This window comes from Paucisalibacillus globulus (genome assembly GCF_900184735.1).
Classification (GTDB): domain Bacteria; phylum Bacillota; class Bacilli; order Bacillales; family Amphibacillaceae; genus Ornithinibacillus; species Ornithinibacillus globulus_B.
On sequence record NZ_LT855386.1, the window covers coordinates 186,013 to 198,122 of the forward strand.

11 protein-coding genes are annotated in these 12,110 nt (G+C 35.3%); all 11 read right to left on the bottom strand.

All coding sequences use genetic code 11. The features are described from left to right. On the bottom strand, positions 1–882 hold the full coding sequence (gene rsgA, locus BN999_RS03090) for a ribosome small subunit-dependent GTPase A (protein ID WP_096269932.1): 882 nt from the start codon (positions 880–882) through the stop codon (positions 1–3). After that, on the bottom strand, positions 883–2,991 hold the full coding sequence (gene pknB, locus BN999_RS03095) for a Stk1 family PASTA domain-containing Ser/Thr kinase (protein WP_096269933.1): 2,109 nt from the start codon (positions 2,989–2,991) through the stop codon (positions 883–885). Further along, positions 2,985–3,746, bottom strand: coding sequence for a Stp1/IreP family PP2C-type Ser/Thr phosphatase (locus BN999_RS03100; RefSeq protein ID WP_096269934.1), 762 nt, complete (start codon positions 3,744–3,746; stop codon positions 2,985–2,987). Before BN999_RS03100 ends, pknB begins: the two co-directional genes overlap by 7 nt. Before the next feature lie 118 nt (positions 3,747–3,864). Further along, the gene (gene rsmB / locus BN999_RS03105) at positions 3,865–5,214 is read right to left on the bottom strand and encodes a 16S rRNA (cytosine(967)-C(5))-methyltransferase RsmB (RefSeq protein ID WP_096269935.1); all 1,350 of its coding nucleotides are present in this window, start codon (positions 5,212–5,214) and stop codon (positions 3,865–3,867) included. Positions 5,215–5,216: 2 nt separating this feature from the next. After that, a complete protein-coding gene (gene fmt / locus BN999_RS03110; protein WP_096269936.1) occupies positions 5,217–6,158 on the bottom strand; it encodes a methionyl-tRNA formyltransferase in 942 nt (313 codons plus the stop codon). 15 nt (positions 6,159–6,173) lie between these two features. Beyond that, positions 6,174–8,582 (bottom strand): primosomal protein N', encoded by a 2,409-nt coding sequence (gene priA, locus BN999_RS03115; protein WP_096269937.1) that lies wholly within the window; start codon positions 8,580–8,582, stop codon positions 6,174–6,176. Beyond that, positions 8,579–9,784 carry a bifunctional phosphopantothenoylcysteine decarboxylase/phosphopantothenate--cysteine ligase CoaBC gene (coaBC, locus tag BN999_RS03120; protein WP_096269938.1) on the bottom strand — a complete coding sequence of 402 codons (1,206 nt, stop codon included), beginning with the start codon at positions 9,782–9,784 and terminating at the stop codon, positions 8,579–8,581. Before coaBC ends, priA begins: the two co-directional genes overlap by 4 nt. A gap of 109 nt (positions 9,785–9,893) precedes the next feature. Next, positions 9,894–10,091 (bottom strand): DNA-directed RNA polymerase subunit omega, encoded by a 198-nt coding sequence (gene rpoZ, locus BN999_RS03125; RefSeq protein WP_096269939.1) that lies wholly within the window; start codon positions 10,089–10,091, stop codon positions 9,894–9,896. After that, entirely contained in the window at positions 10,088–10,708 is a 621-nt protein-coding gene (gmk, locus tag BN999_RS03130; protein ID WP_096269940.1) for a guanylate kinase, read from the bottom strand. Before gmk ends, rpoZ begins: the two co-directional genes overlap by 4 nt. A gap of 28 nt (positions 10,709–10,736) precedes the next feature. Continuing rightward, a complete protein-coding gene (gene remA, locus BN999_RS03135; protein ID WP_096269941.1) occupies positions 10,737–10,997 on the bottom strand; it encodes an extracellular matrix/biofilm regulator RemA in 261 nt (86 codons plus the stop codon). 69 nt (positions 10,998–11,066) lie between these two features. After that, positions 11,067–11,948, bottom strand: a complete 882-nt coding sequence (locus BN999_RS03140) for a YicC/YloC family endoribonuclease (RefSeq protein ID WP_096269942.1) — start codon at positions 11,946–11,948, stop codon at positions 11,067–11,069. Positions 11,949–12,110 lie beyond the last annotated feature (162 nt).

Below are 12,110 nucleotides of genomic sequence, written 5' to 3' on the forward strand. Positions count from 1 at the left end.
TTAATACCTCGGCTTTCTAGATTGTATTTCTTCCAAAAAACTAATGTAATGCTCATAACGGTATTTTGGAAGTTCTCCATTTTCTGCTGCACTTTTAACAGCACATTTAGGCTCTTTAGAATGTAAGCATCCTCTAAATTTACAGTGTTCCTTTAATTCTCTTATCTCTGGAAAACAATCCATTAATTCCACAGATTCAATTTCAGTGAAATCTAATGCACTAAATCCAGGAGTATCAGCTACAAGTCCATCATTTACTTCTATTAATTCAACATGTCTAGTTGTATGTTTTCCTCGTCCTAGACTCTTGGATATATCCGCCGTTTTTATTAAAGCATCTGGACTAATCGTATTTATAAAGGAGGATTTACCAACTCCTGATTGTCCAGCAATAACAGTTACTTGATCCTTTAGGTACCCTTTTATACGATCCATATCTTGTGGCTCTTTTGAGGAAAAAAGCTCAACTTGGTAGCCAATGGACATATAGTCAGCCTGATATTTTTTTAGAGATTCTAATTGATTCTCAGTCAGTAAATCCGTTTTAGAAATAAAAATAATAGGTGTAATTCCTTTTGCTTCAATTAGCACCAAAAAACGATCCAGTAACGTGGTACTAAAATCTGGCATAATCGCCGAACTCACAATGATAGCCTGTGTAATATTAGCAATGGGAGGACGAATTAATTCATTCGTCCTTGGTTTTATTTCCGTAATATAGCCCTCTTTTTCCTCACGTATATCAAATGACACGAAGTCACCAACTAATGGAGTAATATTCTTTTTACGAAATACACCTCTACCTTTACACTGATATAAATCATCCGTTGTTTGAACATAGTAAAATCCACTTAAAGCTTTTACAATTCTGCCCTCCGGCATTTATTCACCTTCTTCATATGGAATAGTTTTATCAACTAGGATCTCCCCGTCACGCATGACTTTATAACGTCCTTCTGATCCCTGTTCAATTCTTAACTTTATGGTTATTGTTTCATCTTTTGTTATTTCATATTGTTCAGCTACCACGGAAAAATCTTTATTATCATAGTCTTGAATATAAATGTTAATGATCTGAGGAGGAAGATTTTCATCTTGATTTCCTTGTTCATTGCCATTTCCATCCCCACTACCGTCACCATTTTCATCTCCGTTATCAGGATTAGGTTCATCATCCAGTGTATATTTAACATCAAATTCAATTGTGTAGTTATTTACTGGTAATGTTTCTGGTCCGATTGATATATATACATCAACCGTATCCCCTTCATTTAATTCCGTATTGGCGGCTGGGTCTTGACGTATAACGATGCCTTCCTGAACCGTTTCTGAATGTTCTTTAATTGCATGCATCTTTAACCCTAATGATTCTAAGTGTTTTTTCGCAGCCTCTTCCGTATACCCATTTAAATTATCTAATTCAATTGGTTCTTTACCTTTACTTACTTCGAAAATTACATTTGTGTCTTCAGGGATAACTTCCTCCCCTGCTTTTGGTTGCACTTGTTTTAAGATTTCTCCTGCAGGCTTATCCGAAAATTTCTCATAGATAACAATGTTGTCAGAGGAGTATCCTTTTTCAATTAATAAGCGTCGAATATCCCCAATCTGCCTGCCTTCATAATCAGCAAATTCTATCTTTTCTTTTCCAGAACTAACGTATACTGTTACGGTTTGTCCTTCTTTAATAGTTCCGTTTGGGTTAGGATCAGTTTTAACTACTTTCCCTTCTTCAATTTCTTCTGAAGGTATGTCATCGCCACGTTCCACCTCTAAGCCTAGCGCTTCTAATTCATCGACTGCATCATTATATTCATAATTAATAACATCCGGAATGGTGACATCTTTTGGCTTTGTGAGTCCAGGAATAACAAAAATTAAAACTAGGGCTAAAGACAATAACCCAAACAGAATTATGGCTGTTATAAGCCATTTTTTCTTTTTATTTTTATTTTTATTTTTCGTTTTGTTTTTCTTTTTACTTTTCTTTGTCTCTACTGTTCCCTTTTGGGGTTGTGCATTTTCAGTAACTTTCCTTGTTTCTGCATTCGCTTGATGAATGATCGTATCTTGATGTATATTCTCTAGTTGATTTTCTGTAATGATGGGTATAGCCTTAGTTTCTTCTCCCACTTCAGATGGTGGAACAAATTTAGGTTCGTCCAATTTTTCTGGAGAAAGAGCCACATCTAAACTGTCTTCCATTTCATAAACAGTATTATATCGATGAAATGGATCTTTCGCTGTTGCTTTTAGAACGATGTTTTCTACACTTTGAGGCACATCTGGACTAAACCTTCTAACAGAAGGCGTATCACTCTGTAAATGCTTTAAGGCAATTGAAACTGGAGACTGACCTTGGAAAGGTAATCGTCCTGTTAACATTTCAAAAAACACGATTCCTAGTGAATAAATATCAGATTTTTTAGTAGCCATTCCTCCCCTTGCTTGTTCAGGAGATAAATAATGTACAGAACCAAGAATGGAATTGGTTTGGGTAAGAGATGTTGCACTTAATGCAACAGCGATTCCAAAATCTGTTACTTTTATATGACCATATGTATCAATTAATATATTTTGTGGCTTAATATCACGATGAACAATTCCATTTTCATGGGCGTGAGCAATTGCCGCAGTCATCTGCTTCATAATTTCTATTGCTTCAGGCACATCAATTGGACCATATTGTTGAATAAATTCCTTAAGAGTCATACCATCTACATATTCCATGACCATATATAGAATTTGTTCTTCTTCACCAACATCATAGATGGTGACAATATTAGGATGAGAAAGACTTGTCGCAGATTGAGCCTCACGATCAAAGCGTGCGATGAATTCTTGATCATTCGCATATTCTAATCGAAGAACTTTAATAGCGACTTGACGATCTAGAATAATATCCTTGGCAAGATATACGTCAGCCATCCCACCTCCGCCAATTTTTTCTTTAATACGATAACGCTCGCTTAATAAGTGTCCATTTAGCATGATTGTTCACCTTCTTCCACCGTCGTTTCATGCTGTAAGATTACAAGCGAAACATTATCCTCCCCACCACGTTCATTTGCTAAATCAATAAGCTTTTGACCAACTTCTTTAATATCCGTAGTAGATTTCATATAATCGGCTAGTTCACCATCTAGAACTTTATCTGTCAACCCATCCGAACATAATAATAGCTTATCCCCATCTTCCCAAACTATGGTCTGAATATCAGGTTCGACTAATTCACTCGTTCCAAGTGCTTTAAGTACAACATTCTTCCTGGGGTGAACAAGTGCATCGTCTTTTGAGATTTGTCCTGATTGAACAAGAGCATTGACTAATGAATGGTCTTCCGTAATTTGTTTAAAACTAAACTCATTATATAAATAACATCTACTATCCCCTATATGGGCAACTGTAATGAACTCTTCCGTACATATTGCCACTACAATTGTTGTACCCATTCCTTGACATTCTTCTTTCTCCAGTGAATGTTGATAGATTGATGTATTTGCTTCAATTAAGGTTTGCTCAAGCCATTCCTCTGCCGCTTCAGGGGACTTTAATCCTTCATTTTCACGCCATCTCTTTTCCAAGATTGTAGTTGCCATCTCACTCGCAACGTCACCCGCTTGATGACCACCCATTCCATCTGCGATAATGGCTAAATACTGACCGTTATCACCTGGGAAAATACCACCTGAATCTTCATTGTGGATTCTGACTTGACCACGATCTGTCAAAAAATGTCCTTCCATTTCTACCACCCCTAATCATAAAGCAATACTTTTTTAATATAAGTATTACACAAATTACCAAATAAGAATATCTTTTTCTTGCAGATTCCCATACTTTACTACTAGACTTCTGGAGTTATTAAGATTTACGAATTAGTCTAGTTAGGAAAAAACCATCGGTCTGAAAATCTTGTGGAAATAGTTGTAGACCAAACTCAGATACACCCTTTGATTTCTGCAATTCTGTAGGTAGTTCATTAAAAAAGGATTGATCCAGTTGATAGTTCGGATGGTTATATAGAAAATCCTTAACTACATATTCATTTTCTTCTGGGTCGACCGTACAAGTACTATAGACTAATAAACCATCTTGTTTAAGCAAGGGAGCAATGGTATTCAAAATTTCCTGTTGTATCTCAGAAAGTCTCTTAATATCTTCTTCCTTTTTATTATACTTAATATCAGGTTTCCCTCGCATTACTCCTAACCCTGAACAAGGTGCATCAACTAAGATTCGATCAAACGTTTCTGATTTATATCGTTTAGATAACTTCCTTGCATCAAGTGCCTCGGAATCAATAATGGATAAATCTAGTTCTACAGCTTTATTTTCAATAAGCTTAATTTTTTTCTTATGTAAGTCATGTGCATGAATGACACCTTTATTTTGCATTTTCTCAGCTATATGAGTGGCTTTACCTCCTGGTGCACTGCACGAATCTAATACAGTAAACCCAGGTTGTGCGTCAATCACTTCTCCAACCAGCATGGAACTTTGATCTTGAATCGTGATAAAACCCTTTTCAAATAAAATTGACTTTAGAATATTACCTTGTTCAATAATAATTCCTTGATCCGAGAAAGTAGATTCTGAAACTTTGTAACCTTCTTGCCTTAATTGCTCCATCGCTTCATCTCGTGAAATCTTCATCGGTTGAATGCGAATGGAAATGGATTTATGACTAAGATTAGCCAAACACATCTCTCTTGTTGTTTCATGACCATAATGGTCTATCCATCTTTTTACTAACCATTCTGGATGACTTGTTTCAATAGCTAGACGCTTAATTGGATCCTTAATTTCATTTAATGTTGGAACACCATTTCGTTGAATGTTTCGTAGTACTGCATTAACAAGGGAAGCAATGCCTTTATGCCCTCTTTGTTTTGCTATCTCAACTGCCTCGTGAATGATGGCATGATCGGGTACTTTATCTAGATAAACCATTTGGTAAGTAGACATTCTTAGTAACATCATGACCCATGGCTCTACCTTCTTCTTTTGATTAATATAATGGTTTATATAGTAATCTAATGTCATTTTTCGTTGTATCGTACCATAAACAATTTCAGTTAATAACCCCTCATCCTTTGGGGAGATATTCTTTGATTTAATTTCATGATTGATTAATAGATGACTATATCCGCTATCTTGTTCAATACGGAGTAATAAGTCTATTATGGTATTTCTAAGAAGATATTTTCCCATTATTATTCACCCATTTTTGTGCCGACTTTTATTCGTTCACTAGAACCTTGAAGATAGTCCTTTACGGTCATCCGTTTCTTTCCAGCTGGTTGAATTTCCGTGATACGTATTCCTTTATTATCGCCACAAACAACCGTAAAAGCTTCATTATGATCTATTGTAATAATTTCCCCAGGCTCTCCATTATATTCCACGTCAATCGGTTCCCCCCACCAAATCTTCATATTTTGATTTTGATAGGTTGTAAAGGCCACTGGCCAAGGATGAAGTCCTCGAATTTGGTTATAAATTTCGATGTTAGATTTATTCCAATCAATGCGCTCTTGCTCACGTTTAATATTTGATGCAAATGTTGCTTTAGAATCATCTTGTTTAATCGGCACTATTTCTCCATTAAATAATTTAGGTAGTGTTTCCATTAATAATTGGGCACCAACTTCAGATAATTTATCATGCATGGAACCTACATGGTCATTTTTTTCAATCGGGATACTTTCTTGAGTAAGAATATCGCCAGCATCCAATTTCTCAACCATATACATTATCGTAATTCCAGTTTCATTCTTGCCTTCCATAATTGCATAGTGTATTGGGGCTCCACCTCTTAACTCAGGGAGTAATGACGCATGTACATTAATACAACCATATGAAGGTCCTTCTAGAAGTTCATTTGGCAGAATCTGTCCATATGCAGCTGTAACAATAATGTCTGGATTATAATTCAATATTTCCTGATATTCATGCCGAATTTTTTCAGGTTGAAACACTGGAATGCCATGAGTTTCTGCTTCAATCTTAACTGGAGGAGGTGTTATAACTTTCTTTCTACCTTTTGGCCTATCTGGCTGAGTAACTACTAAAACTACTTCATATTCTGAATGAACTAACTTGTTCAATATCGGAACAGAAAAATCTGGCGTTCCCATAAATACTATTCGCTTCATTACATAACCTACTTCCTACATAAGATGGTATGGTTGCATATCTACTGTTATTAATAAGTCCTCTTTTCGGACTTCATCAGCAAACTGATCCATTATTTTTTTAATGTATTTTCTAAGATTTGGTTCATTTTTGTATTTTATCATGCATTGATAGCGATATCTATCTTTCATCTTAGATATCGGTGAAGGTGTCGGACCGAGTACAATGGTTTCTTCACTAACAACTCTCATCAATAATTGGACAATTCGTTGCGTGATTTGGACTACCTTAACATGATTTGGATGTGAAACGGTTAATAAAGCTAAAAAAACATAAGGAGGATATCGAAATGTTCTTCTTATCTGCATCTCCCGCTTAAAAAACTGATTAAAATCATAGCTACTAGCAAGCTGAACACTATAATGTTCCGGAGTATACGTTTGCACTATAACCTTACCTGGTAATTCATGTCTACCAGCTCTACCACTTACTTGTGTAATAAGCTGAAAAGTCTTTTCACTCGAACGAAAATCAGGTAAATGTAGCATAGAGTCTGCGGTTAATACACCTACCAATGTTACATTTCCAAAATCAAGTCCTTTAGCAATCATTTGGGTTCCTAATAAGATATCTGCTTTTCTCTCTGCAAAACTTTTTAATAACTTTTCATGTGAGCCTTTTTTCCTTGTTGTGTCTACATCCATCCGTATAACCCGTGCATGTGGCATTAGTTGATTTAATGATTCTTCGACACGTTGTGTTCCGGTTCCAAAATAACGAATAGAATCACTTTGACATTCTGGACACTCTAATGGCATTCTTTCCTCATAAGAGCAATAATGGCATTTTAATTGATTGTTTCTTTTATGATAAGTCAATGCTATATCACAATGTGGGCATTGTTTAACGTGACCACAATCTCTACACATAACAAAGGTGGAATAGCCTCTGCGGTTAAGTAGTAACACTATTTGTTCACCACGGGCAATTACAGATTCCATACTTTCCATTAGTTTAGAAGAGAACATGGAGCGATTTCCAGCATGCAATTCTTCACGCATATCTACAATCTCAACATCTGGCATTGCTTTTTCATTTGTTCGTTTATCTAAGGTTGCTAACTTATAGACGTCTTTTTTCGCTCGAGCATAAGATTCTAATGTTGGAGTTGCACTTCCTAGAACAACGGGACAATGATGGTACTGACCTCGTTTAATTGCCACATCCCTTGCATGATACCTGGGTTGATCTTCTTGTTTATATGTAGTTTCATGTTCTTCATCAATGATAATAATCCCTAAATTTTCAAAAGGAGCAAAAATTGCTGACCTTGCACCTACCACAACTCTTACTTTTTTGGTTTGTATCTTACGCCATTCATCATACTTCTCACCATTTGACAGAGCACTGTGCATGACTGCTACTTCATCACCAAAGCGTCCCTTGAAACGTCTAACCATTTGTGGTGTAAGTGAAATTTCTGGAACTAATACAATGGCCTCTTTTCCTTTGTTTAAGACCTCTTGTATGGCTTGAAGATAAATTTCTGTTTTTCCACTACCGGTTACTCCATGTACAAGAAACACATCATGTTCATCGTTAATTATTTTTTCGTTTATAGGTTGTAATGCCATTCTTTGTTGTTCGGTTAATGTAAGCGGATATGTTGTTTCAAAGGAATGGTTCTCATAAGGATTACGATATACTTCTTTTTTATACTCTTTTAATAATTCTTTATCAATAAGTGCTTTAACAACCGTTCTATTTCCATTTGTGAATTGAAATAATTTATTTTGCTCAATTGGATCTGGCTGTTGAAGAAAATGAGAGAGAATTGCTCGTTGTTTTTTTGCATTAGCTGGTAAATCCATTAATGTTTCTTCTAATAAATAATGTTCTTTGTTTGGTTCAATTACTGTAACTAGTTTTTTAGTAACTTTTGATTTAACAAGATAATTAATGGAAATCGTAGTTTCCTGGACGGCCTTCTGCAATTTAGAATATGGGATATTAGAACCTTCGAATTCCTCAAAATCTATAACATCCCTACCTGCAAATAAAAACTCAAATTCTTCTTCCATTCGTTCTTTAGTGTTCCGAACAATCTCTTTCTTATATTGTGCCTTTAACACTTGAGGTAACATGGCCTGATACGCAGTTATGTACATGGTTAATGTATCCTCAGCTACCCATTTACCTAATTCTAATAATTCCTTAGTTAAAACAGGTTGAATATCTAGTACATCGATAATTTCCTTCAATTTATCAAATTCAGATGTAGACTCGATTGCCACAACAAATCCAGTTATTTTCCTTGGTCCAAAAGGAACAATGACTCGCATGCCTTCGGAAAGAATATCTTGAAATCGATTTGGTATTGCATAATCAAAAGTTTGGTTTATGGTTTTCGCTTGAACATCAACTATTACCTTTGCAATATTCACGCTTTCTCATCCTTCATATCTCGTAAAATCAGCGTTAGTATTTCTTTTGCAACTTCTTTTTTAGTTGCTTTTGGGATTTCATATTCTTGCAATTTCTTATTAAAATAGGTAGCTATATTGGTATCACCTTCAAAACCAGCACCCTCTTGCCCTACATTATTAACAACAATAGCATCTAAGTTTTTGCGTTTTAGCTTGTCCAACCCATACTTTTTAAGATTCTGTGTTTCTGCAGCAAAACCAACGAGGAATTGTTTGGTTTTCATCTCACCTAAAGTTTTCAATATATCTTTTGTTCGTTCCATTTCAATTTGTAGTATGCCATCTTGCTTTTTCATCTTTTCATCATAGGTATGAATAGGTCGATAATCTGCGACCGCAGCAGCTTTTATAACTATATCATGAGAAGGAAATTCTTTAGTCATTGCTTGATACATCTCTTCAGCAGTGACCACATCAATTCGGTTGATGGAACTAGATGGGACATCTAAATTTACTGGGCCTGATACTAATGTTACTTCTGCTCCCATTTCTAGAGCAGCTTCAGCTAGTTTATATCCCATTTTGCCTGATGAGCGATTAGTGAAAAAGCGTACTGGGTCAATACTTTCCCTTGTGGGGCCAGCAGAAATCAGAACTTTTTTACCCAATAATGGTCGTGGGCTGTTTTGATGCGCATTTATCACTTCAATAATGGTCGATGGTTCTTCTAACCGCCCTTTACCAATCCATCCACAAGCTAGATAACCTGCACCCGGTTCGATAAAGAAGTATCCAATATCTGATAATGTCTGCATGTTTTTCATAACGGCAGGATGTTCATACATATTCACGTTCATGGCCGGTGCAATATAAACATTAGCCTTCGTTGCCAGTATAGTAGTTGTAATCATATCATCTGCAATCCCATTGGCAATTTTGCCAATAATATTTGCTGTAGCTGGTGCGATGATTAAGATATCAGCCCAATCAGCCAAATCAATATGAGCAATTTTTTTTGCATCTTTTTCATCAAAAGTGTCCGTAAAAACCGGATTTCTTGATAGTGCTTGAAACGTTAGAGGGGAGACAAATTCAACAGCTGATTTTGTCATCATCACTTTTACATTGGCCCCTTGTTGAGTTAACTTACTAGTTAATGCACAAGCTTTATAAGCAGCTATTCCACCAGATACTGCTAATAATACGTTTTTATTCTGCATCGCTAATAAACACCTTTCCGAATACTACTTAAATCTTCTAGTCTAGTTATACCATAATTTACAATTAAAAAATAATCCCTTGCATCTTAATGCAAGGGATACTGTTTTACTACTCATTATCGAGTTTTAGTTCTTCTGCTGCAATTTCCTCAAGAGCCATTCCTACAAATTTATGAGATTTCGGATTTGCAATTCGATGGTTCTTTAATTCACGTAATTGTCTAGCTCTTTTTGCAGATAGTGTAACTAGTGAATATTTTGATCTGATTTTTTCTTGTAATTCATCAATGGATGGTTCTAGCATCATGATAAATCATCCTCCAGTATTTTTTTATATTGGGCAGCAATTCGCTCTCTCTTACAATGTTCAGCTTGAATAATAGATTGTACCTTTTCTACAGCTTTTTCCACATCATCATTTACGACAACATAATCATACGAATCCATCATCTCTATTTCATTGCGAGCTTCCTTTAATCGATTAAGGATTACATCCTCTTTTTCCGTTCCTCTATTAACAATTCGATTTTTTAACTCATCTAGACTTGGTGGGAATAAAAAGATAAAAACACCTTCAGGAAAATTCTCCTTAACTTGCATAGCCCCTTGTACTTCAATTTCTAAAAATACATCATGACCTTTATCTAATGTTTCCACCACGTAATCTTTAGGTGTGCCATAGTAATTATTGACAAACTTAGCGTATTCTAACAGCTTACCTTCCGCAATTAACTTTTCAAATTCTTCATTTGTCTTATAAAAATAGTCAACACCATCTACTTCGCCTGGACGAATTTCTCTTGTTGTCATGGAAATGGAATATCTCAATTCCGTTTTCCGTTCAAAAAGCTCTTTTCTCACCGTTCCCTTTCCTACACCGGATGGCCCAGAGAGAATAAATAAAATACCTTTCTCTTCAATCAAATTATTTCCTCCTAAAAACTTATCACTATTATTCGTCAGTCATCTCATCATGACTTAATACGCGTTGTCCAACCGTTTCTGGTTGCACGGCAGACAATACTACATGGTCACTATCCGTAATAATTACTGCTCTGGTTCTTCTTCCATATGTAGCATCTACTAGTTTATTGTTATCTCTTGCCACAGAGATAATTCTTTTAATCGGAGCTGATTCAGGTGACACTATTGAAATAACGCGGTTCGCTGAAACAACATTACCGAATCCAATATTTATTAATTGTAATCCCACTGTACTTCCCCCTGTCGTTCTAAACTATTATATAAGCTTTTTTATGAAAATAAAAGTATCTCCAATGCATTACTCGATATTTTGGACTTGTTCTTTAATTTTCTCAATTTCGCTTTTAATTGAAACGGTCCATTCACCTATTTGTGAGTCTGTAGATTTTGAACCAATTGTATTTGCCTCTCGGTTCATTTCTTGCACAACAAAGTCAAGTTTTCTACCAATAGGGTCTTCGCTTTGGCATATTACTTTTATCTGTTCCAAATGACTTAATAGACGAGTAATCTCTTCTGTGATATCGCCTTTTTCTGATAGCATTGCTATTTCTTGATGAATTCTTCCATTATCTAAGGAAATAGAATCTTCTATGTATTCCTCTATTCGCTTTTTAATTCGTAACCGGTACTCTTCAATTACTTTCTCTCTTCTTCCCTCTAATAATAGTACCATATTCCGAATACTTGATACACGCTCTATTAAATCTTTTATTAGATTTTTACCTTCCTCTAATCGCATTTCATCAACTTGCTCGCAAGCCTTTGTCACAGAGGAGATAATCATTTCTTGAAGTTCTGCAGGTTTATCTTCATTTTCAACAATTGTAAAAAGATCTGGCAATTCCGTTAGTATAGATACTGGTATATCACCCTTTAGTGAATATCTGTTCTTAGCAGTTTGTAATTGTTGAATAAATTGGTCCATTAAGTCCCAATCGGCGACAATTGTCTTATTTTTGAAGTTGCCACCATTTAAATCTATATGTAATTCAATACGACCACGATCGAAATAAGACTTTATGGTCTTTTTAATTTTATCTTCTAAGAATAGGAAAGTTCTTGGGTATTTTGGAATGATATCTAAGAAACGATGGTTTACAGATTTAATTTCAACTGTGATGGTTGTGTTCCCTAAATGAGTTGTAGTGGTTCCATATCCTGTCATACTCTTTGCCAAAAAATCACCTACTTTTTAAGAGCTATTGTACATTATAGCATATAAGACAATTATTAATCGATATCCAGACATAGTTGATGTAGTTTTTAATGCATGATGATTTATAGAATTATTTATTAATCTCATTAAAAAAATAAGAAAAACCTTCCACAGTAAATTAGT